The organism is Pseudomonas sp. Soil_N_39 (genome assembly GCF_057655955.1).
This window is the reverse complement of record NZ_JBDGLI010000011.1, coordinates 234,100-254,779: the sequence shown is the minus strand read 5'-3', so window position 1 is coordinate 254,779 and position 20,680 is coordinate 234,100. Positions and strand designations below refer to the sequence as shown.

20 protein-coding genes are annotated in these 20,680 nt (G+C 61.4%); 7 read left to right on the top strand and 13 right to left on the bottom strand.

Going from position 1 to position 20,680, the window contains the following annotated elements; genetic code table 11:
- Positions 1-2,012: carbon starvation CstA family protein (locus AC3A5O_RS18250; protein WP_487753524.1), on the bottom strand; the 2,012-nt coding region annotated here is incomplete at its 3' end.
- Between the two features lie 158 nt (positions 2,013-2,170).
- Here AC3A5O_RS18250 and AC3A5O_RS18245 point away from each other — a divergent pair.
- On the top strand, positions 2,171-2,533 hold the full coding sequence (locus tag AC3A5O_RS18245; RefSeq protein WP_122565109.1) for a PilZ domain-containing protein: 363 nt from the start codon (positions 2,171-2,173) through the stop codon (positions 2,531-2,533).
- Between the two features lie 140 nt (positions 2,534-2,673).
- On the opposite strand, the gene radA is transcribed toward AC3A5O_RS18245, so the two are convergent.
- The 3 genes from radA to katB form a co-directional block, all read right to left on the bottom strand.
- Positions 2,674-4,041, bottom strand: coding sequence for a DNA repair protein RadA (radA, locus tag AC3A5O_RS18240; protein WP_030140305.1), 1,368 nt, complete (start codon positions 4,039-4,041; stop codon positions 2,674-2,676).
- A 43-nt stretch (positions 4,042-4,084) separates the two neighbouring features.
- Entirely contained in the window at positions 4,085-4,633 is a 549-nt protein-coding gene (locus AC3A5O_RS18235) for an ankyrin repeat domain-containing protein (RefSeq protein WP_487753523.1), read from the bottom strand.
- A 152-nt stretch (positions 4,634-4,785) separates the two neighbouring features.
- Complete coding sequence (katB, locus tag AC3A5O_RS18230; RefSeq protein WP_354339234.1) at positions 4,786-6,327, bottom strand: catalase KatB; 1,542 nt, start codon at positions 6,325-6,327, stop codon at positions 4,786-4,788.
- A gap of 282 nt (positions 6,328-6,609) precedes the next feature.
- Between katB and mscL the strand changes: the two genes are divergently transcribed.
- Positions 6,610-7,023, top strand: a complete 414-nt coding sequence (gene mscL, locus AC3A5O_RS18225) for a large-conductance mechanosensitive channel protein MscL (RefSeq protein ID WP_122565106.1) — start codon at positions 6,610-6,612, stop codon at positions 7,021-7,023.
- A gap of 170 nt (positions 7,024-7,193) precedes the next feature.
- Here mscL and AC3A5O_RS18220 read toward each other — a convergent pair whose 3' ends face one another.
- Positions 7,194-7,970 (bottom strand): ferredoxin--NADP reductase, encoded by a 777-nt coding sequence (locus tag AC3A5O_RS18220; protein WP_305468577.1) that lies wholly within the window; start codon positions 7,968-7,970, stop codon positions 7,194-7,196.
- A gap of 290 nt (positions 7,971-8,260) precedes the next feature.
- Between AC3A5O_RS18220 and AC3A5O_RS18215 the strand changes: the two genes are divergently transcribed.
- Together AC3A5O_RS18215 and AC3A5O_RS18210 are read left to right on the top strand one after the other, a co-directional pair.
- Positions 8,261-8,974: an autoinducer binding domain-containing protein gene (locus AC3A5O_RS18215; protein WP_122565104.1), complete on the top strand. Its 714-nt coding sequence runs from the start codon at positions 8,261-8,263 to the stop codon at positions 8,972-8,974.
- Positions 8,975-9,156: 182 nt separating this feature from the next.
- Positions 9,157-10,293, top strand: coding sequence for a methyltransferase (locus tag AC3A5O_RS18210; protein ID WP_305481936.1), 1,137 nt, complete (start codon positions 9,157-9,159; stop codon positions 10,291-10,293).
- Between the two features lie 100 nt (positions 10,294-10,393).
- On the opposite strand, the gene AC3A5O_RS18205 is transcribed toward AC3A5O_RS18210, so the two are convergent.
- From AC3A5O_RS18205 to AC3A5O_RS18195, 3 genes are read right to left on the bottom strand one after another with little or no spacing between them, the layout of a single operon-like run.
- Positions 10,394-10,558, bottom strand: a complete 165-nt coding sequence (locus tag AC3A5O_RS18205; protein WP_064503198.1) for a DUF2474 domain-containing protein — start codon at positions 10,556-10,558, stop codon at positions 10,394-10,396.
- A 10-nt stretch (positions 10,559-10,568) separates the two neighbouring features.
- On the bottom strand, positions 10,569-11,576 hold the full coding sequence (gene cydB / locus AC3A5O_RS18200; protein ID WP_053125566.1) for a cytochrome d ubiquinol oxidase subunit II: 1,008 nt from the start codon (positions 11,574-11,576) through the stop codon (positions 10,569-10,571).
- A gap of 3 nt (positions 11,577-11,579) precedes the next feature.
- Positions 11,580-13,016, bottom strand: a complete 1,437-nt coding sequence (locus tag AC3A5O_RS18195; protein ID WP_122565102.1) for a cytochrome ubiquinol oxidase subunit I — start codon at positions 13,014-13,016, stop codon at positions 11,580-11,582.
- 501 nt (positions 13,017-13,517) lie between these two features.
- Between AC3A5O_RS18195 and AC3A5O_RS18190 the strand changes: the two genes are divergently transcribed.
- Positions 13,518-14,756 (top strand): MFS transporter, encoded by a 1,239-nt coding sequence (locus AC3A5O_RS18190; protein WP_305468580.1) that lies wholly within the window; start codon positions 13,518-13,520, stop codon positions 14,754-14,756.
- A 46-nt stretch (positions 14,757-14,802) separates the two neighbouring features.
- Here the strand turns inward: AC3A5O_RS18190 and AC3A5O_RS18185 are convergent, their stop codons facing one another.
- The 3 genes from AC3A5O_RS18185 to AC3A5O_RS18175 are packed head-to-tail and all read right to left on the bottom strand — an operon-like array spanning position 14,803 to position 18,535.
- Positions 14,803-17,004 (bottom strand): xanthine dehydrogenase family protein molybdopterin-binding subunit, encoded by a 2,202-nt coding sequence (locus AC3A5O_RS18185; protein WP_305468581.1) that lies wholly within the window; start codon positions 17,002-17,004, stop codon positions 14,803-14,805.
- Positions 17,004-18,005: an FAD binding domain-containing protein gene (locus tag AC3A5O_RS18180; RefSeq protein WP_305468582.1), complete on the bottom strand. Its 1,002-nt coding sequence runs from the start codon at positions 18,003-18,005 to the stop codon at positions 17,004-17,006. Before AC3A5O_RS18180 ends, AC3A5O_RS18185 begins: the two co-directional genes overlap by 1 nt.
- Positions 18,002-18,535 carry a (2Fe-2S)-binding protein gene (locus tag AC3A5O_RS18175; RefSeq protein ID WP_122565098.1) on the bottom strand — a complete coding sequence of 178 codons (534 nt, stop codon included), beginning with the start codon at positions 18,533-18,535 and terminating at the stop codon, positions 18,002-18,004. Before AC3A5O_RS18175 ends, AC3A5O_RS18180 begins: the two co-directional genes overlap by 4 nt.
- Before the next feature lie 191 nt (positions 18,536-18,726).
- On the opposite strand from AC3A5O_RS18175, the gene AC3A5O_RS18170 reads away from it, so the two are divergent.
- Together AC3A5O_RS18170 and AC3A5O_RS18165 are read left to right on the top strand one after the other, a co-directional pair.
- The gene (locus AC3A5O_RS18170; RefSeq protein ID WP_305483196.1) at positions 18,727-19,005 is read left to right on the top strand and encodes a type II toxin-antitoxin system RelE/ParE family toxin; all 279 of its coding nucleotides are present in this window, start codon (positions 18,727-18,729) and stop codon (positions 19,003-19,005) included.
- A 15-nt stretch (positions 19,006-19,020) separates the two neighbouring features.
- A complete protein-coding gene (locus AC3A5O_RS18165; RefSeq protein WP_305481938.1) occupies positions 19,021-19,308 on the top strand; it encodes a HigA family addiction module antitoxin in 288 nt (95 codons plus the stop codon).
- A gap of 6 nt (positions 19,309-19,314) precedes the next feature.
- Here the strand turns inward: AC3A5O_RS18165 and AC3A5O_RS18160 are convergent, their stop codons facing one another.
- Both AC3A5O_RS18160 and AC3A5O_RS18155 read right to left on the bottom strand, forming a co-directional pair.
- Positions 19,315-19,881, bottom strand: a complete 567-nt coding sequence (locus AC3A5O_RS18160; protein WP_122565096.1) for a DJ-1 family glyoxalase III — start codon at positions 19,879-19,881, stop codon at positions 19,315-19,317.
- Between the two features lie 160 nt (positions 19,882-20,041).
- Positions 20,042-20,494 carry a DUF4879 domain-containing protein gene (locus AC3A5O_RS18155; RefSeq protein ID WP_305481939.1) on the bottom strand — a complete coding sequence of 151 codons (453 nt, stop codon included), beginning with the start codon at positions 20,492-20,494 and terminating at the stop codon, positions 20,042-20,044.
- Positions 20,495-20,680: the final 186 nt, after the last annotated feature.

Genomic DNA, 20,680 nt, shown 5'->3' with positions numbered 1-20,680 from the left:
CCCCAGGCGGCGATGCCGACCTTGAGCGCGTAGAACAGGATGCTGAAGACCACGAACAGGAACAACACCGTCAGCGTCGCGTTGGTGTAGGCGTTGAACACCACGTGCTGCATCTGCTCGATGCTCTTGGCCGGGGCCAGGATCTGGCCGGCGGCCAGGGCATCGTTGTATTTGCGCGCCAGGGCCAAAAAGCCGATCGCCGGGTTGGCGTCGAACAGCTTGATCAGGCCCGCCGTGGTGGTGCAGATCAGCAGCCAGGCCGCCGGCAGCAGCGTGACCCAGACGTAGCGCTGGCGCTTCATCTTGATCAGTACCACGGTGGCGAGCATCAGGGCGATACCGGCCAGCATCTGGTTGGAGATGCCGAACAGCGGCCACAAGGTGTTGATGCCGCCCAGCGGATCGATCACGCCCTGGTACAACAAGTAACCCCACAGCGCCACGCAGCCGGCGGTGGCGATCAGGTTGGCGGTCCAGGATTCGGTGCGCTTGAGCGCCGGCACGAACGAGCCGAGCAGATCCTGGAGCATGAACCGCCCGGCACGGGTACCGGCGTCCACGGCGGTGAGGATGAACAGCGCTTCGAACAGGATCGCGAAGTGGTACCAGAACGCCATGGTGTTCTCACCCGGCAGCACCGAGTGCAGGATCTGCGCGATACCCACCGCCAGGGTCGGCGCACCGCCGGCACGGGCCAGCACGGTGGTCTCGCCGATGTCCTTGGCCACCGCTTGCAGCGCTTCGGGGGTGATTGCAAAACCCCAGCTGCTGACGGTCTGCGCCACGGCCACCACGTCACCGCCGACGATCGCCGCCGGGCTGTTCATGGCGAAGTACACGCCCGGCTCGATCACCGATGCGGCAACCATCGCCATGATCGCCACGAAGGACTCCATCAGCATGCCGCCGTAACCGATGTAGCGGGCGTTGGTTTCGTTATCCAGCAGCTTGGGCGTGGTGCCCGAGGAAATCAGCGCATGGAAACCCGAGACCGCGCCGCAGGCAATGGTGATGAACAGGAACGGGAACAGCCCGCCCTTCCACACAGGTCCCGTGCCGTCGGTGAACTGGGTCAGCGCCGGCATTTTCAGCTCGGGCATGGTGACCAGGATGCCGATCGCCAGGGCGACGATGGTGCCGATTTTCAAGAATGTCGACAGGTAGTCCCGCGGCGCCAGGATCAGCCACACCGGCAGTACCGCCGCGACGAAACCGTAGCCGATCAGCATCCAGGTGATCTGGATCCCGGTGAAGGTGAAGGCCTTGGCCCAGACCGGGTCAGCGGCGATCTGCCCGCCCAGCCAGATCGAGCCCAGCAGCAACAGCACGCCGATGATCGAGATTTCACCGATGCGGCCCGGGCGGATGTAGCGCATGTAGATGCCCATGAACATCGCGATCGGGATGGTCGCCATCACCGTGAAGATCCCCCACGGGCTCTCGGCCAGGGCCTTGACCACGATCAGCGCCAGCACCGCGAGGATGATGATCATGATCAGGAAGCAGCCGAACAGAGCGATGGTGCCGGGGATGCGGCCCATTTCCTCGCGCACCATGTCGCCCAGGGAGCGACCGTTGCGGCGAGTGGACAGGAACAGGACCATGAAGTCCTGCACCGCACCGGCCAGCACCACGCCGGCGATCAGCCAGAGCGTGCCGGGCAAATAGCCCATCTGCGCCGCCAGCACCGGCCCGACCAGCGGCCCCGCGCCGGCAATGGCCGCGAAGTGGTGGCCGAAGAGAATGTGTTTGTTGGTCGGGACATAGTCCAGGCCATCGTTGTTGAGCACGGCGGGGGTGGCCCGACGCGCATCGAGTTGCATCACGTTGTTGGCGATGAAGAGGCTGTAGTAGCGGTAGGCGACCAGGTAGATGGCCACGGCGGCGACGACGATCCAGAGGGCGTTGATCGCCTCACCTCGGCGCAAGGCCACGACGCCCAGGGCGCACGCTCCTAAGACGGCCAGCAGTAGCCAGGGTAGATGGCGCAGCAGGCTATTATTGTTTTTCATTTTTATATTCCAGCCAGGGTGGACAAGAAAGATAGCCACAGGAGTTTAGCGCTAACCTGGACAAAGGCCATACTCGACATTCGTCTGTCTGTTGCCGAACGGTGACGAGGCCCCCTCAGTAGGGTCTATAGTCAATGAATCTTTAGAGGGGATGCGTCATGAGTGAACGTCGCCGCTTCGTGCGAATTGAATTCCATGCCAGGATCGACCTGAGCCAGGGCCCGTTCATCTGGCCGGTGGAGCTGCTGGATCTGTCCCTCAAGGGACTGCTGATCCAGAAGCCCGAGCCCTGGCTTGGCGATATCAAACAGCCCTTCATAGCCGATATTCATTTGAGCCCTGAGGCTGAAATCAAAATGGAAGTTCGGTTGACTCATGATGACCATGGTCACCTGGGTTTCGTTTGTGAACGCATCGATCAGGAGTCCATCGCACACTTGCGCCGATTGGTGGATCTCAATCGGGACGATCATGATGAAGGGGTGCTGGAGCGGGAGTTGGCGGCGTTGATTCATCTCTGAGCTACCCCGCCCCTTGGCACGGGGATCCATGTGGGAGCAAGGCTTGCCCGCGATGGCTGCGATGCGGTCCTTCAAAATCGAGTCGCCTGCATCGCGAGCAAGCTTTGCTCCCACATACATTTCTTCCGCAATGGCCAGTGTTATTCGAACAACGCATCCAACGCCTGTTCCAGACGGGTCACCGCGATAATCTGCAACCCCGCCGGCGCTTCCTTCGGCGCGTTGCCCTTGGGCACGATGGCGCGTTTGAAGCCGTGCTTGGCCGCCTCCTTGAGCCGCTCCTGCCCGCTGGGCACCGGTCGCACTTCCCCCGACAGCCCCACTTCACCGAACACCAGCAAATCATGGGGCAGCGGCCGGTTGCGCAGGCTGGACATGACCGCCGCCATCAAGGCCAGGTCGGACGCGGTCTCCAGTACCTTGACCCCGCCCACGACATTGAGGAACACGTCTTGGTCGTGAGTCGGAATCCCGCCGTGTCGATGCAACACCGCCAGCAGCATCGCCAGCCGATTCTGATCCAGGCCCAGGGTGACCCGCCGTGGGTTCGCCAAGTGGCTGTCGTCCACCAATGCTTGCACCTCGACCAACATCGGGCGGGTCCCTTCCCACGTTGCCATGACCACACTGCCCGGGACTTCTTCCTGAGCACGCGTGAGAAAGATCGCCGAAGGGTTGGAGACTTCTTTCAGGCCCCTGTCGGTCATGCCGAACACACCCAATTCGTTGACGGCACCAAAGCGGTTCTTCACTGCCCGCAGCAAACGCAGGCGGCCATCGGATTCGCCTTCGAAATACAACACGGTATCGACCATGTGCTCCAATACCCGCGGCCCCGCCAACGCACCTTCCTTGGTGACGTGGCCCACCAGGAAAATCGCCGTGCCGCTCTGTTTGGCGTAGCGCACCAGCAACGCCGCGCTTTCACGCACCTGGGACACACCGCCCGGGGCCGATTGCAGTTGTTCGGTGAAAATCGTCTGGATCGAGTCGATCACCATCACCTTGGGTTTTTCCAGGCGCGCCGTGGCGATGATGGTTTCGATGCAGGTCTCGGTCATGACCCGCAATTGGTCCTGGGGCAAGCCCAGGCGCCGGGCACGCATCGCGACCTGTTGCTGGGACTCTTCGCCAGTGACGTACAACGCCGGCATGCGGGTGGCAAGGTTGCACAAGGTTTGCAGCAAGATGGTGGATTTGCCGATGCCCGGGTCCCCGCCGATCAGCACCACCGAGCCGTCCACCAGGCCGCCACCCAGCACGCGGTCCAGTTCCCCGGACGCAGTGGAAAATCGCGGGATTTCTTCAACGCTGACTTCGGCCAGGGTCTTGATCTGCGCCTGCTGACCGGCCCAGCCCGTGCGCCCGGTGGGGGCCGCCGCGCCGCCGCTTTCCACCATGGTTTCGGTCAGGGTGTTCCAGGCCCCGCATTCGCTGCATTGGCCGGCCCATTTGGGAAAGGTCGAGCCGCACTCGGTGCAGCCGTACATGCGCTTTGCCTTGGCCATCTGAACTCCGGGGTCAAAACCGCGATGATAGCCCAGCCAAGGTTCACTGAGGGGCCGGCATTCTGATTTCGCCCTTCGCCAGATCCGCCGCGGTATTGCCCAACGGGTCCCTGGCCTCCAAGTCGGCGCCCTTGGCTTTCAGGGCATCGAGCAACTCGCCACGCTTGAACAGCCCGGCATACATCGCGGCGGTTTGCCCGGCACCGTTGCGTTGGTCCGGACTGCAATCGGTGGACAGCAAACGACGGGCAATCTGCACTTCGCCCTTGAAAATCGCTCCCATCAACGCCGTGTTGCCGCGTTTATCCTGGGCACAGGCATCGGCCCCGGCAACCAGCAACCGCTCCACCGCCGGTCCGTGGCCGTGATAAGCCGCCAGAATCAGGGCGGTGTAGCCCTTCTCATCCCGGGTATCCAGCGAATAACCGGCCTCGATAAAAGTATCGAGCATCGGCACATCGCCCCGGCGAGCGGCGTCGAAATAATAGGTTTGCAGCTGTTCCTGTACCGCCGCCGGTTCAGTGGGTATTGGCTGATCGGCCAATACGCCGGCTGACCAGGCGACAAGCATCGATAAAAGGAGTTTACCCATCGTGACGTATCCTCTGGCACATGACTGTGGGGGCAGGTTTGTGGGAGCAAGGCTTGCCCGCGATGCAGTCGACTCCGTCTGGTTTCAGACCCCAGTGCCTGCCTCGCGAGCAAGCTTTGCTCCCACAGCTCATGCACCTGCCAAGCTGTGGATCAGTCGCTCAGTTTTTCCGCCAGCGCCTTGACCCGGGCCAGGTCGCCCTTGGCGACTCGGGCCACGCCAGTGCCGTATTCAGGATCGGCCTTGTAGAGGAACGACAGGATGATGTGCTTGCTCTCGTCATCAGTGGTCGCCAACGAGCCACCGAAACTTTCGATCAAGTCATCACGTTCTTTCTTACTGAACGAACGATACAAATCACCGGCCTGCTTGAAGTTCTGCTCGCGCTGGATTTTCGCCTGCTGGGTGCTGCCGCTCAGCGCGGTCTGGCTGTAGCGGGCCGCTTGCAGTTCTTCACGCGGCGTCAGGCGGCTCGGCTGATAGTTCACCCCGGTGCTGGTGCTGCCTGGGTTCATCGCACCGTCCTGGTTACCGTTGTTCACCGCCACCTTGGGGGCGTTGATCGGCAGTTGCAGGGCATTGGCGCCCAGGCGGTACATCTGCGTATCGGCGTAGGAAAACACCCGTCCCTGAAGCAGACGATCCTCGGAGGGCTCGATGCCTGGCACCAGATTGGCCGGCGCCATCGCCACCTGCTCGGTTTCCTGGAAGACGTTCGCCGGATTACGGTTCAAGACCATTTGCCCAACTTTTCGCTCAGGCACACCCGGCCAGATCTTGGTCGCGTCCAATGGGTCGAAGTCGAACTTGGCAAGGTCCTCTGGTTTGAGCACCTGGACGTACAAGTCCCACTTTGGAAAGTCGCCCTTATTAATATGACTCACCAGATCGTTTGTCATATGGCTGTAATCTTGACCCTGAACTTTCACAACTTCTTTCGGATCGAGATTTTTCAAACCCTGCAAACTTTTCCAATGAAACTTCACGTAATGAACTTCACCCTTGGCGTTAATCAGCTTGTAGGCATGCACACCGTTACCGTCCATTTCACGGTAACTGGCCGGTGTGCCGGAGTTGGAATACAACTCGGTCAGAGTGCGGGTCGACTCTGGAACATGGGAGAAGAAATCGAAACGGCGTGAATCATCGTCCAGGTTGGTCCGCGGATCGGGTTTGAAAGCGTGGACCATGTCCGGAAACTTGATGGCATCACGAATGAAGAAAGTCGGGAAGTTGTTGCCCACCAAGTCCCAGTTACCGTCGGCGGTGTAGAACTTCGTGGCGAAGCCACGGGGGTCGCGCAGGGTTTCCGGCGAATGATTACCGTGCACCACGGCCGAAAAACGCACGAACACCGGGGTGGCCTGGCCTGCGGCAAAGACCTTGGCCTTGGTCAGGTCGCTGAGATCGTCGGACACCGTGAATGTGCCGTGGGCACCGGTACCACGGGCATGCACCACGCGCTCGGGGATGCGTTCACGATCGAAGCGCTGGAGCTTCTGAATCAACTGCACGTCTTGCAACAGGGTCGGACCGTTGGGACCTGCCGTCTGCGAATTCTGGTTATCGCCGACCGCCGCACCGTTGTCCCGGGTCAGGGTGGCCGCGTTGACAGACAAGGATAGGAGGCTCGCGGTCAACACAAAAAGAGCGCGGCGGTGGGAATAAGCCCCGAGGCCGAGGGAAGTGTTCATAGGCATGTTCCTCTGATGTTATAGAGCGCATCCATGTGCGCCATCCAGAGGCTAGTGCCGGAAAAAGGAAAACCTAAATAGAAATGCCGTACCGTGCCGATAGAAAAAACGTTATAGGGCGTGCGAGCGAAACCGCGTATCACGCGCGATTGATGGCACTTTGTAAACTTTTCATCCGAGCCCCGGTCGATAACTGAAGCTTTGTAAGCAGGCGTTTCGAGCAGGACTCGTTGGTCTGATTTACACTGCCACTCATCTTTCATCTGTTACAAGGAATAACTCATGGGCGTGCTAAGCGAGTTCAAGGCCTTCGCGGTCAAAGGCAATGTCGTCGACATGGCCGTCGGGATCATCATCGGTGCCGCTTTCGGCAAAATCGTTTCGTCCTTCGTGGGAGACGTGGTCATGCCGCCGATCGGCCTGCTGATCGGTGGCGTGGATTTCAGTGACCTGGCCATCACCCTCAAGGCCGCCCAGGGTGATGCGCCTGCCGTGGTACTGGCCTACGGTAAATTCATCCAGAGCACCATCGACTTCATCATCGTGGCGTTCGCCATTTTCATGGGCGTCAAGGCCATCAACCGCCTCAAGCGTGAAGAAGCCGTAGCCCCCAGCGCGCCCCCGGTTCCGACCAAGGAAGAGCTGTTGCTGGGTGAGATTCGCGACCTGCTCAAGGCTCAGAACGAGCGGCCCTGAACCGATCAGTCACTGCCACCCCCTGTGGCGAGGGGATTTATCCCCGCTGGCTGCGAAGCGGCCCTAAAACCTAACATCACGGCTCTCTGGTAGATGAGGTCGACAGTACTGGGGGCCGCTTCGCAGCCCAACGGGGATAAATCCCCTCGCCACACTGATCGACATCAGCCCTACCAGTAGTTTTCCACCGCCACCTGGCCCGGACGACGGGTCAGGCTCAGTTGCAACCCCCTGGCCTTGAGCAGCGTGCGCGTGTCGTCGATCATTTGCGGGTTGCCGCACAGCATCACCCGCGAATGCTCAGGCGTCAGCGCTACGCCTGCCGCGCGCTCCAACTCGCCGTTGTCGATCAACGTGGTAATCCGCCCACTGAGCGCCCCTGGGTGCTGCTCACGGGTGACGGTCGCAATGAAACGAAACTTGTGCGCGTACTCGGCCAGGTAGTCGCGCTGGGGCAGTTCCTTGATCAGGTCCTGATACGCCAGTTCTCGCGCCTCACGCACGCTGTACACCAGGATGATCCGCTCGAATTTTTCCCAAACCTCGAAATCCTGGAGGATCGAAAGAAACGGTGCCACGCCGGTCCCCGTGGACAGCAACCACAAATCCCGACCATCGACGAAGCGGTCCAACGTCAGGTAGCCAAAAGCCTGGCGTTCCACCAACAGTTCGTCACCCGGCTGCAAGCGGCTGAGTTCGCTGGTGAACTCGCCATCGGGCACTACGATGGAAAAGAATTCGAGGAACTCGTCGAACGGCGACGACACCATGGAGTACGCCCGCCAGACGGTGGTGCCGTCCGCCTTGGCGACGCCCAGTCGGGCAAACTGACCCGCCCGGAAACGAAAGCCGCGATCCCGGGTCGTGCGCAATGTAAACAAATGAGACGTCACGGGCTGGACATCGAGCAAGGTTTGGCGGGTGAACTTCTCTGCGCTGTCGGTCATGAGCCACTCCTAGGGGACAAGACATGCAGTGTCCCGCAAAGTGGGCGTCTTCACCACCGACAGCAAGTAATGGCATTTTAGCTACAATTGCCACCGCCACCTCCAAATCCTTTACCAAACTTGTACAAAGTTATATTCATGTAAAACATACCAAATAAAATATCCACTCCTTTAAATATTTCCAAATGTAAGCAACTAAAAAAATTCACTACAAGTTAAGAATAGTCCTACACTAAAATTTCGCATCATGGATTGGATCCGCATGGACGAATCAAACCCAGGAGAAAGCGATGGACAGGTGGAGAGACTTGTTGCTGAGGAAGTTATCCTGTGAAAAAGACCTGCAGACGGCCTATCGTCTGGTACTTAATTTCTTTAACAATCAGGGATTTGAATATTGTGCATTCGGAGCCTATCTCGGAAGCCCCGACAAGCACACCAGCAAGGTGAACCTGAATAACTACCCTTATGGATGGGACCGTCTTTATGAACAAAACGGTTATGCGTCGAACGATCCATTAGTAGCACATTGCAATCAATCATCGCTCCCTATCATGTGGGATGAGACTGTTTTCGCTCAGGCCCCCAAGTTATGGCGAGAACTTAATCGACAGGGACTCAAGTACGGCTGGACCCAGGCCGTTCATGACGACCAAGGGGCACAGTGCAGTCTGTTCAGCCTCGCACGAACCCATTGTCCCATTGATATCGAGGAACACTATGGCAATCTTGGCTATGCCATCTTCGCCAGTCAAAAGCTGCACGCGCTCGCCAGCAAAAAACTGTCTGACGCCGTCGCAGTGAAGCAGAACTACCACTTGTCCCCGAGAGAAATCGAAGTATTGAGGTGGTCAGCCGAAGGCAAGACGGCGTCGGAAGTGGGCAGGATTCTCTGCCTTTCCGAACGAACCGTGAATTTCCATGTGTGCAGTTGCATGCGAAAACTGAACGTCAGCAATAAAATTTCGGCGGTGGCCAAGGCAGCCCAAATCCATGTGATTTGAACAGTAGAGAGGCATTGCCGAGCTGAAAAACCCGCGAGTAATGTGCAACAAAAAAACGTACCATTTACGGTTCCTCTTGAATGATGCCGCTTTTTACACGCGACGCCGTTCATTCAGGCGGTCCCGCACAGACACCTACCTCCAGGCAGCGGGACATTCGTTGATCTCCAGAGTCCCCAGCCATGCCCCTGCTTGACAGCCCTTTCGCCGAACTCGACCTGATCCGCCAACCCGAACAGCAGAACGAGCCGCTGCAAGCCTTCGATGCGGCCGATGAATACCTGCTCGCGTACCTGGCCGAACAACAACCGGCCGCGCAGACTCGGGTCCTGGTACTCAATGACGGCTTCGGCGCCCTGGCCGCCAGCCTGGCCGGCAACGTCCTGGTGACCAGCAGCGGTGATTCCTTCCTGGCCTTGCAGGCACTGGAGAAAAACCTGGTGCGCAATGGCCGGCCCTTCGATGCCGTGCCGACGTTGCCCGCCAGCGAACCGTTGACCGGCCCGTTCGATCGCGTGTTGATCAAAGTACCGAAAACCCTGGCCCTGCTGGAGGAACAGCTGATTCGCCTGCAAGGCCAACTGGCGCCGGGCGCCGAGGTGATCGCCGGGGCCATGATCAAGCACCTGCCCCGTGCCGCCGGCGACTTGCTGGAGCGTTACATCGGCCCGGTGCAGGCCTCCCTGGCGGTGAAAAAAGCGCGGCTGTTGATCGCCACGCCACCCACCTCTTCCCCCGGCATCGCGCCAACCGTGTCGCCCTACCCCACGCGCTACTGGCTGGACGAGCCAAAGATCGAGCTGCTCAACCATGCCAACGTGTTCTGCCGCGAAGGCCTGGACATCGGCACCCGCGCATTCCTGCCACACCTGCCGAAAAACCTCGGCACAGCGCGGGTAGCGGACCTGGGCTGCGGCAACGGCGTGCTGGCCATCGCCAGTGCCCTGCAAAACCCCGAGGCTCGCTACACCCTGGTGGACGAGTCGTATATGGCCGTGCAATCGGCCGCCGAGAACTGGCGTGCGGCCTTCGGCGAGCGTGAAGTGACGATCCGGGCGGGTGATGGCCTGGCCGGGCAAGAAGCGCAGTCACTGGATGTGGTGTTGTGCAACCCGCCCTTTCACCAGCAGCAAGTGGTGGGCGACTTCCTCGCCTGGCGGATGTTCCAGCAGGCTCGCGAAGCGTTGGTGGTAGGCGGCGCGCTGTACATCGTCGGCAACCGGCACCTGGGCTACCACAGCAAACTGGCGCGGTTGTTCCGGGGCGTCGAGCAAGTAGCCGCCACGCCGAAATTCGTGATTCTCAAAGCCCGCAAATAAATCGCTCCCTGTGGGAGCAAAGCTTGCTCGCGATGCAAGCACCTCGGTTTCTGCGAGACCGCGTCGCCCCATCGCGGGCAAGCCTCGCTCCCACAGGAAATCAGTGGGTGGTCAGCCCCGCGGCATTCATGAACATCCGCATCAGGCTGGCAACGATGAACAACGCCAGCACACTGCCAGTCCAAATCAGCGCCAGCCAGCCGAGCCGCTGCCAGAGCGGCTTGCGTTCGGCGGCCTCGATGTCTTTCAAGTCAGGTTTGGCCATGCTCGCGCCCTCAATGGTAGCCGTCGTCATGGGTCACCTTGCCGCGGAACACGTAGTAGCTCCAGAAGGTGTACACCAGGATCAACGGAATGATGAACAGCGTGCCCACCAGCATGAAGCCTTGGCTCTGGGGCGGTGACGAGGCGTCCCAGATCGAAATGGACGGCGGCACGATGTTCGGCCACAGGCTGATACCCAAGCCGCTGTAGCCGAGGAAGATCAGCACCAGGGTCAGGATGAAAGGCGTGTAGTTGGCGTTGCGCGCCACCGCGCGGAACAAACCGTACATGGTCACCAGCACCAGGATCGGCACCGGCAGGAACCAGAACAGGTTCGGCAACGTAAACCAGCGGGCCGCGATGTCCGCGTGGGCCAGCGGCGTCCAGATGCTGACGATACCGATCACGGCCAGCACCACGAACGCCAGTGGCCGGGCCAGGTCATGCATCTGCTCTTGCAACTTGCCCTCGGTCTTCATGATCAGCCAGGTGCAGCCGAGCAACGCGTAGGCGGCGATCAACGCCAGGCCACAGAACACCGTGAACGGCGTGAACCAGTCCAGGGAGCCGCCGGCGAACTGCCGATTGACCACCTCGAAGCCGTCGATGAACGCCCCCAGCGCCACGCCCTGGAAGAAGGTGGCCGTCAGCGAGCCGCCAATGAATGCCTTGTCCCAGAGGTGGCGCTTCTCAGCCTTGGCCTTGAAGCGGAACTCGAAGGCCACGCCGCGGAAGATCAGGCCGATGAGCATCAGGATCAACGGCAGGTACAGCGCCGAAAGCACCACCGAGTAGGCCAGCGGAAACGCCCCGAACAGCCCGGCACCGCCCAGCACCAGCCAGGTTTCGTTACCGTCCCAGACCGGCGCCACGGTGTTCATCATTACGTCACGGTCACGCTCGCCCTTGACGAAGGGGAAGAGGATGCCAATCCCCAGGTCGAAGCCGTCCATGATCACGTACATCATGATGCCGAAGATGATGACCACGGCCCAGATCAGCGGAAGATCAATACCCATGATTCAATTCCCCTTGTTCGAGCGGTCGGTTTTATCCACGCCTTCGCCGTCATCGGCGGCCGACAATGGCCGGGCCGGCGTCCGTTTCTGGCCCGGGCCACCGTCGCTCGGCTCGGCTTCGTGGGCCTCCGGCCCCTTGCGCACCAGGCGCATCATGTAGCTCAAGCCTGCGCCGAACAGCGCGAAATACACCACGACGAACAGCACCAGGGTAATGCTCATCTGGGCGAAGCTGTGGCCGGACGAAGCATCGGCCGTGCGCATCAAGCCATAGACCACCCAGGGCTGGCGGCCGATCTCCGTGGTAAACCAGCCGGCCAGGATCGCAACCAGGCCGGACGGCCCCATCCATAGCACCATGTAGAGGAATGGCCTGGATTGATAGATCCGATCGTTGCGGCGCAGCCACAGGCTGCACAGCCCAGTGAAAATCATCAGCAAGCCGAGGCCGACCATGACCCGGAACGACCAGAACACAATGGTCGAGTTCGGTCGATCCTCAGGCGGGAACTCCTTGAGGGCCGGCACCTGCTTGTCCAGACTGTGGGTCAGGATCAGGCTGCCCAGGTAGGGAATTTCCACGGCGTATTTGGTTTTTTCCGCTTGCATGTCGGGCCAGCCGAACAGGATCAACGGCGTCGGCTCATTGCCGACGTTTTCCCAATGGCCCTCGATGGCGGCGATTTTCGCCGGTTGGTGCTTGAGGGTGTTCAGGCCATGAAAGTCGCCGATGACCGCTTGTATCGGCGCCACCAGCAAGGCCATCCACATCGCCATCGACAGCATCCGGCGGATGGCCGGGGTATCGCGGCCGCGCAGCAAATGCCAGGCCGCCGACGAGCCGACGAAGAACGCCGTGGCGACAAACGCCGCGGTGGACATGTGCAGCAATCGATAAGGAAACGAAGGGTTGAACACCACCGCCAGCCAGTCCACCGGGATCACCCGGCCGTCGATGATTTCGTAGCCCTGGGGGGTCTGCATCCAGCTGTTGGAGGACAGGATCCAGAAGGTCGAGATCAGGGTGCCGATCGCCACCATGACCGTGGAAAAGAAATGCAGGCCGCGGCCGACGCGATTCCAGCCAAACAGCATCACGCCCAGGAAACCCGCTTCAAGGAAGAACGCCGTGAGCACCTCGTAGGTCAGCAGGGGCCCGGTCACCGCACCGGCGAAATCCGAAAAGCGGCTCCAGTTGGTCCCGAACTGATAGGCCATGACCAACCCCGATACCACCCCCATGCCGAAGTTGACGGCAAAGATCTTCGACCAGAAGTGGTACAGGTCACGGTAGGTGTCATCGCGGGTCTTGAGCCACAGGCCCTCGAGTACCGCCAGGTAACTCGCCAGGCCGATGGTGATGGCCGGGAACAGGATGTGGAACGAGATCGTGAACGCGAACTGGATTCGGGCGAGATCGAGCGCCTCCAAACCGAACATAAGTCTTCCTCTGTCAGGTAAAACCGGCTGCGGGCGGGGCTTGCATCAACCCCCAGGGATATGGAGTGCGATGCTTTTCAAATCGTTCTTTTTATAACCGTCACAACGCAGGACTCTGGCCGGATGGCCGCCAGCCCAACGCCCCTGAGGGTATTGACCTGGATCAAGCAATGCTCAAAGAGTAGTCGCAATATGGCCGATGGACGGCGTGGTCTTTTGTCGCGTGGCAGGTTGTCTCAGTGCTGGCTGAAGCGAGGATGTGTGGGAGCAAGGCTTTGTGGGAGCAAGGCTTGCCCGCGATACAGGCAACGCGGTCTTTCAGAAATCGAGTCGCGTCCATCGCGGGCAAGCCTTGCTCCCACAGAGGGATAAAATCCCCTTGCCACAAAAAAGTGCAATGTGTGAAAGATCGATGTTTGGCTAACTATTTTTCCACTCACCGCAACTTCCTGTTACAGCACGGTGCTAATCTCGTGGCCTTCATCACCGGACCCGTCATAGATGCCCAGCCAAGCACCGCTGCTGCTCCGTCACCATCGTCCCTTCATCGCCTTCTGGCTGGCCCGGATATTCACCGCCAGCGGCTTCCAGATGCTCACCGTGGCCATCGGCTGGAACCTCTATCAACTGACCGGCAATGTCCTGGACCTGGGCCTGGTGGGCTTGGTGGAATTTGCCCCGCGCGTGCTGTTCATGCTCCACACCGGGCATGTGGCGGACCGCTATGACCGGCGCAAGGTCGCGGCGATTTGCCAGTCATTGCAGGCCATGATTGCCCTGGCGCTGGCGATTGGCAGCGCCACCGACAATGTCACACGGGAAATGATCTTCATCCTCGCCTTCCTGCTGGGCGCCGCCCGCTCCTTCGAAATGCCGACCACCCAAGCGTTGCTGCCGAGCATCGTGCCATCTGCGCTGTTTCCCCGGGCCGTGGCCGCCGCGCAATCGGCCCAGCAATCGGCCACCATCGTCGCCCCCGCGCTCGGCGGCCTGCTCTACGCCTTCGGCAGCACCTGGGTCTACGGGCCGACCGTGCTGCTCTACATCATCGCCTGCTGCCTGATGCTCAACCTGCCCGCCCGGCAGACGCCGCTGAACAAAGGCAAGGCGACGCTGGATTCGTTGCTGGCCGGGATTCGCTTCATCCGCAGTCGCCCGGACATTCTCGGGGCGATCTCCCTGGACCTGTTCGCGGTGTTGCTCGGCGGCGCGACGGCGCTGCTGCCGGTGTTCGCCAAGGACATCCTGCTCACCGGCCCCTGGGGCCTGGGCCTGTTGCGTTCGGCACCGGCGGTCGGGGCCCTGCTGATGTCGCTGTGGCTGGCGCGGTTTGCCGTGGAGCGCAAGGTCGGCCGGGTGATGTTCACCGCAGTGGGCGTGTTCGGCGTCGCCACCATCGCCTTCGGCCTCTCCACCTCGTTCTGGTTTTCCCTGGCGGTGCTGGTGGTGTTGGGGGCGGCAGACATGATCAGCATGGTGATCCGAGCCTCGTTCGTGCAACTGGAAACCCCGGATGAGATGCGCGGCCGGGTCAGCGCGGTGAACGGGCTGTTCATCGGCGCTTCGAACCAGTTGGGCGAATTCGAATCCGGCCTCACCGCCCACTGGTTCGGCACCGTGCCGGCGGTGGTCATGGGCGGTGTGGGCACGCTGCTGGTGACCGGGACCTGGATCAAGCTGTTCCCAACCCTGGCCAACCGCGACCGGATGCACGAACCGGTGGACGAAGCGAAAGCCTAGTGGCCTGTACGGTTAATTCGAGTACTCGAATTAGCCACACAGGCCACTAGATTAACTTGTCGAGGGTGATGGGGAAGTCCCGCACCCGCTTGCCGGTGGCGTGATAAATCGCATTGGCCACCGCTGCTGCCACCCCGACGACGCCGATCTCACCCACGCCCTTGGACCCGAGTGCATTGACGATCGCGTCCTGTTCTTCGACGAAAATCACCTCGATGTCTCCGATGTCGGCATTGACCGGCAGGTGATACTCCGCCAGGTTGTGATTCATGTGGCGCCCCAGGGCGTGATCGGTCAGGGTTTCTTCGTGCAGGGCCATGCCGACGCCCCACACCACGCCGCCGAGAATCTGGCTGCGGGCGGTTTTCGGGTTGACGACCCGGCCGGCGGCGATGGCGCTGACCACTCGGTTGACCTTCACCGTCCCCAAGTCCTCGTCCACCCATACCTCGACAAACACCGCCGAGTGAGTGGCCGTGGCGTAAGCCTGGCGTTTTGCATCCGGCTCGGCGGTGACCTGGGCCTGCAACGGTGTCTCGCCACTTTTTTGCGCCAGCTCCGCTAACGCGACGCTCGCTTCGCCCAGCCGCAGTTGGCCATCGACAAACGTCACTTGCTCAAGGGTCGCGCCACTGAAGGCCGGGCAGGCCTGGCGAGCCACGGCCAGGAGCTTTTCCTTCAATGCTTCACAGGCCTGCTGCACGGCCGTGCCCACCGACGAGACGGTGAACGAACCACCCTGCAACGGCGCGGTTGGCAACGACGAATCCCCCAGGATAAACGCGACGTTCTCAAGGGAAACGCCTGAAGCCTCGGCGGCGATCTGGGTCATGACCGTGTAGGTGCCGGTGCCGATGTCCGTGGTGGCGCTGCTGACGGTCAGCTTGCCATGGGTATCCAGGGAGGCTTTGGCACTGGCCTTCTGCTGCATGGCCTCCCACACGCCACCGGCCATGCCCCAGCCGACCAGTTGCCGGCCTTCACGCATGCTGCGCGGTTCCGGGTTGCGCTTGTCCCAGCCGAAACGACGGGCGCCTTGGGCGTAGCACTCACGCAGTTCCTTGCTGGAATACGGCTTGCCTTCGTTCTCGTTGCGTTCGGCGTAGTTGATCAAGCGCAGTTGGATCGGATCGATCGCCAGGGCGCAGGCCAATTCATCCATGGCGCACTCCAAGCCAATCAACCCGAGGGCGGCACCAGGGGCGCGCATGTCCAGGGGCGTGTAGACGTCCAGCGGCACGAGCTTGTAGGTCAACTCAACGTTGTCGCAGTGATAGAGCATGCCGCTCCACTCCACCACGTGTTCGGTGAAGTCCTCGAAGCGCGAGGTCTGGCCGATAGCGGTGTGCGCCACGGCCAGCAAGCGACCGTTGGCCGCCGCCCCCAGTTGCACGCGCTGCAGGGTGCGCGGCCGATAACCAAAGGTGAACATCTGCTGGCGCGTCAGGCTGACCCGCACCGAGCGCTTGAGGGCCATGGCCGCCATCACGGCCAACGGCAATTGATACTGCGGGCGCAGCCCGGAACCGAAGGCGCCGCCGACAAACGCGGCAAACACCCGCACCTGTTCTTTCTCGAGGCCGAAGACCTTCTGCACATAGGATTGGCAGTTCTGCGTGCCTTGGGTCTTGTCGTGGATGTGTAGGCTGCCGTCAGGCTGATACAGCACGGTGGAGGCGTGTGGCTCCATCGGGTTGTGGTGTTCGATCGGCGTGCTGTAGGACACGTCCACGCTGAGCGCGGCGCTGGCGTACTCGCCCTGAAAATTCCCACGGGGCTTGGGCAGTTCAGCAGGTGCCGGGTGGGCGTCGTTTTGCAGGATGATCAGATCGGTCTGATGCTCCTGGGCCTCGTATTCGATTTCAACCAGCGAACCGGCGTACCGGGCCAGCTCAAGGTTTTCCGCCACCACCAGGGCCAATGGCTGGCCGCTGTAGAGCACCTGATCGTTGAACAACGGCCGGAACGGCGAGCCGTCCGCCGCATCGGCATCCTGATACGGCTCGTCGTAGCTGGCGATCCTCGGCCGGTTGGTGTGGTCGATGACCGCGACCACACCGGGCAGCGCCAGGGCTCGGGACGCATCGATGCGCAGCACGCGGCCACGGGCAACAGTGCCGGAGACGACGCTGCCGTGCAGCAAGCCGTCTTCGGGGTATTCAGCGGCGTAACGGGCCTGACCCGTCACCTTGAGCAGGCCATCGACCCGGTCCAGTGGCTGCCCTATGGATTTGCTCGAAGCGTTCATCAGGTGTGTCCTCCCTGCGGTGCGCAACCCAGCGCGGCATCACTCAAGGCGCGGACAATCGCCCGGCGCGCCAGTCTGACCTTGAAGCCGTTGTGTTCCAGCGGCTCGGCGTTTTGCAGCAGCGCATCGGCAGCAGCGGTGAAAGTTTCGCGGCTGACGGTCTGCCCGATCAGCCAGCTCTCCACCGCCCGGTCGCGCCAGGGTTTATGCGCTACGCCCCCCAGGGCCAAGCGCGCCTGGCGAATCACCGGCCCGTCCAGTTCCAGCGCCGCCGCCACCGAGACCAGCGCAAAGGCGTAGGAGGCGCGGTCACGGATCTTCAGGTAGTGGCTATGCTCGGCAAAACCGGCGGCAGGCAATTCGATGGCGGTGATCAGCTCATCGTCGGCCAGTTGGTTATCGCGCTGCGGAGCATCGCCGGGCAGGCGATGGAAGTCGGCGAACTCGATGGTCCGCGCCCCGCCCCGACCCAGGACATGGACCACCGCTTCCAGGGCCGCCAAGGCCACGCACATGTCGGAAGGATGGGTGGCGACACATTGATCGCTGGCGCCGAAAATCGCGTGGATCCGGTTCAAACCGTTCCGGGCCGGGCAACCGCTACCGGGCCGGCGTTTGTTGCACGGCACGCTCGCGTCATAGAAGTAATAGCAGCGGGTACGTTGCAACAGATTGCCGCCGGTGCTGGCCATGTTGCGCAATTGTGGCGAAGCGCCCGCCAGGATGGCCTGGGCCAGCAGCGGATAACGACGCTCGATCCACGGGTGCCAGGCCAGGTCGGCATTGCTCACCAATGCGCCGATCATCACCCCGCCGGACGGGGTTTCGCTGAGATCCGCCAGGGGCAACCCGGTAATGTCGATCAGGTGCTCGGGACGGGTAAGATTTTCCTTCATCAGGTCCAGCAGGTTGGTGCCGCCGGCGATGAAGCGCGAAACCGGGCTCGACAGATCGACGGCCGCCTGCACCGTGTCCGGCTTGCTGTATTGGAATGGGTTCACTGGTCACCTCCCTGCGCCTGGGGTTGGCGGCACAGGGGCAGCGCCTGCTCGATGGCATCGCGAATGTTGTTGTAGGCGCCGCACCGACAAAGGTTGCCGCTCATCAGTTCACTGATCTGTGCGCGGCTCTGCGCCCTGCCCTCGTTGGCCAACCCCACCGCCGAACAGATCTGCCCCGGCGTGCAGTAACCGCACTGGAACGCGTCATGGGTGATGAACGCCTGCTGCATGGGGTGCAAGGCCTCATCGCCGGCCAGGCCTTCGATGGTGGTCAACTCGGCGCCGTCGCACATCACCGCCAGGGTCAGGCAGGCATTGATCCGCTTGCCATCGCGCAGCACCGTGCAGGCGCCGCACTGGCCGTGGTCGCAGCCTTTCTTGCTGCCCACCAGGTCCAGTTGCTCACGCAGCAGGTCCAGCAAGGTGGTCCAGGCCAGCACTTGCAACTCGCGCACTTGGCCATTGAGGGTCAGACGGATCGGATGACGGACGAAGGCCGCCGGCGTCGCTTCGGACAGGGTCGCGCTCATGGAACACCTCACGGTTGGTCGTACTCGCGGCGTTTTGGGAAACCGCCGTCATAAGGGGTACGACTTCAGGGTGGGGTGAAGCGTTCAAGGCAATTGCGATGCGGCTAAAACGCAAGAAGCATGGATTCAACTGGCCTGTGCGGTATATATGTACCGCATCGAGTGTAATGTATCGCCTTACACTCTATTCCATGATTAAATCCTTCCAGCACAAAGGCCTCAGACTCTTTTATGAGACGGGGTCGACCCGTGGTAGCCGGGCGGACCACGGAAAACGCCTGGCCCGTATGCTCCAGTTCATGGACAGGGCGCAGGCCGCCAACGACTTGGATATTCCCGGATGGCGATTGCATCCGCTCAAGGGTGAGCTGGATGGATACTGGTCGCTGGGGGTTTCGGGAAACTGGCGGGTTATTTTTCGTTTCATCGGGTCCGATATCGAACTGGTCGATTATCTGGACTACCACTGATCAGGAGGCTGGAACATGCCCATGCACAATCCGCCACACCCTGGCGAAACCTTGCGGCTGGACGTGTTGCCCGCGCTGGGCATCACGGTCACCGAACTGGCGCGACACCTGGGCTTCGCCCGGCCTCATCTCTCCCGGGTCTTGCATGGTCATGCGCCCTTCAGCCCCGATCTGGCCGTGCGCCTGGAACGGGCCGGGATCGGCAAGGCCAGGGTCTGGCTGGGTGTCCAGACTGACTACGATTTGTGGCAGGCCGAGCGGCGTGAACAGCCTGTGATCGAACCCTTCCCACAGCACGCTTGACGTCTGTCAGGCCAGCAACTCCGCCGCCACCACGCTCCTCACGCCCTTGCCGCTGAGTTGTTCCACCAGCATCAAGGCGAACGCCAGGGCGGCGGCCGAGCCTTGGGCGGTGATGCAGTTGCCATCCACCACCACGGGTTGATCCACGAAGCTGCAACCGGACAGTTGCTGGCTCACTGCCGGCAAGCAGGTCATGCGCCGCTGGCGCAGAAGGCCGCACGCCTGCAGCGCCAGGGCCGGGGCTTCGGCGATGGCGGCGAAGAAACGTCCAGCGGCGGCCTGGTCCTTGAGCAGTTGTTGCAGCGGCTGGTGGGCCGCCAGATGCTGGGCGCCGATGATGCCGCCCGGCAGGACGATCAGGTCGAAATCCTGCGCAAGCACGTCCACCAGCATGCCATCGGCCGTCAGGCGCGTGCCGCGGGCGCAGGTGAGCATGCGTCGCCCTTCGATGCTCGCCACCACGGTTTCGATCTGCGCTCGACGCAACACGTCGATCAAGGTGACCGTCTGCAAGTCGTCGACACCCTCGGCGACGGCTATCAGGGCTCGGGGGATCTTGGTTCCAGGAATCATGGGCGCTCTCCGCTGGATGATGCTTGTAGTGTAGGAGCTGCCGAAGGCTGCGATCTTTTGATATGCGATTGAGATTCAAGCGTCAGAGGAAAGATCGCCGCCTCGCTGCGCTCGGCAGCTCCTACACAGCGTTTATGCAGTTCCTACGCGGGGAGGCGGACTATTTGATGTACAGCTCGGCCGACATCCGGTTGCCCGGTGCGTTGATCGACTGGTTGCTGAAGCTGAAGGTGCCCTCTTGCTTGCCCTTCAGATCGAAGATGTACAAATAGCCGACGACTTTGGTCCGCACCGAGCAGTCATTGAGATTGCCATTGCTGTACGCACACACTGGCGAGCGGGTGCCGTCGACTTCAAAGCCGTCCAGGGTGACATGGGGCTGGTGGCCATAGCCGACCTCCAGCACATAGACCTTGATCGTCGGGCCGTGGTCGCAACGCGTCTGCGCCTGCCCTTGGGCGATGTCCTCGAAGCCACAGGCCGGCGACTCGACCTTGAGCACCTTGACTTCACTCAAGGGCGGCGCCGACGCGGCAGTGGCGGCCTGCCCGGGCAGCCACAGGCCCAGCGCGCAGCTCATGGCCGCCAGCAGTTTTTTATTCATGTGAACCATAGAGACCTCCCGGAACCGCGCGCAGTATGGCCCACTTGGCGCGTTGGCAAAACATCGACGACGATCGCAGCCACAACGCTACGCTGCTGGTATGATGCGCGGCTTTTTCCGACCCGCAGAAAATTCCCGGGCGCCGCTGGCGACCTGTGCTTTGCTGTTGAGGTCGATACATTCACGGCGCCGGGC

What these genes read in the sequence shown, in the direction of transcription:
- katB (WP_354339234.1), bottom strand. Translation starts at nt 6,327, where the DNA reads ATGAACACTTCCCTCGGCCTCGGGGCTTATTCCCACCGCCGCGCTCTT.
- AC3A5O_RS18245 (WP_122565109.1), top strand. Translation starts at nt 2,171, where the DNA reads ATGAGTGAACGTCGCCGCTTCGTGCGAATTGAATTCCATGCCAGGATC.
- radA (WP_030140305.1), bottom strand. Translation starts at nt 4,041, where the DNA reads ATGGCCAAGGCAAAGCGCATGTACGGCTGCACCGAGTGCGGCTCGACC.
- AC3A5O_RS18195 (WP_122565102.1), bottom strand. Translation starts at nt 13,016, where the DNA reads ATGTTCGGTTTGGAGGCGCTCGATCTCGCCCGAATCCAGTTCGCGTTC.
- AC3A5O_RS18235 (WP_487753523.1), bottom strand. Translation starts at nt 4,633, where the DNA reads ATGGGTAAACTCCTTTTATCGATGCTTGTCGCCTGGTCAGCCGGCGTA.
- AC3A5O_RS18170 (WP_305483196.1), top strand. Translation starts at nt 18,727, where the DNA reads ATGATTAAATCCTTCCAGCACAAAGGCCTCAGACTCTTTTATGAGACG.
- AC3A5O_RS18215 (WP_122565104.1), top strand. Translation starts at nt 8,261, where the DNA reads ATGGACAGGTGGAGAGACTTGTTGCTGAGGAAGTTATCCTGTGAAAAA.
- AC3A5O_RS18220 (WP_305468577.1), bottom strand. Translation starts at nt 7,970, where the DNA reads ATGACCGACAGCGCAGAGAAGTTCACCCGCCAAACCTTGCTCGATGTC.
- AC3A5O_RS18205 (WP_064503198.1), bottom strand. Translation starts at nt 10,558, where the DNA reads ATGGCCAAACCTGACTTGAAAGACATCGAGGCCGCCGAACGCAAGCCG.
- AC3A5O_RS18160 (WP_122565096.1), bottom strand. Translation starts at nt 19,881, where the DNA reads ATGATTCCTGGAACCAAGATCCCCCGAGCCCTGATAGCCGTCGCCGAG.
- cydB (WP_053125566.1), bottom strand. Translation starts at nt 11,576, where the DNA reads ATGGGTATTGATCTTCCGCTGATCTGGGCCGTGGTCATCATCTTCGGC.
- mscL (WP_122565106.1), top strand. Translation starts at nt 6,610, where the DNA reads ATGGGCGTGCTAAGCGAGTTCAAGGCCTTCGCGGTCAAAGGCAATGTC.
- AC3A5O_RS18165 (WP_305481938.1), top strand. Translation starts at nt 19,021, where the DNA reads ATGCCCATGCACAATCCGCCACACCCTGGCGAAACCTTGCGGCTGGAC.
- AC3A5O_RS18185 (WP_305468581.1), bottom strand. Translation starts at nt 17,004, where the DNA reads ATGAACGCTTCGAGCAAATCCATAGGGCAGCCACTGGACCGGGTCGAT.
- AC3A5O_RS18175 (WP_122565098.1), bottom strand. Translation starts at nt 18,535, where the DNA reads ATGAGCGCGACCCTGTCCGAAGCGACGCCGGCGGCCTTCGTCCGTCAT.
- AC3A5O_RS18210 (WP_305481936.1), top strand. Translation starts at nt 9,157, where the DNA reads ATGCCCCTGCTTGACAGCCCTTTCGCCGAACTCGACCTGATCCGCCAA.
- AC3A5O_RS18190 (WP_305468580.1), top strand. Translation starts at nt 13,518, where the DNA reads ATGCCCAGCCAAGCACCGCTGCTGCTCCGTCACCATCGTCCCTTCATC.
- AC3A5O_RS18155 (WP_305481939.1), bottom strand. Translation starts at nt 20,494, where the DNA reads ATGGTTCACATGAATAAAAAACTGCTGGCGGCCATGAGCTGCGCGCTG.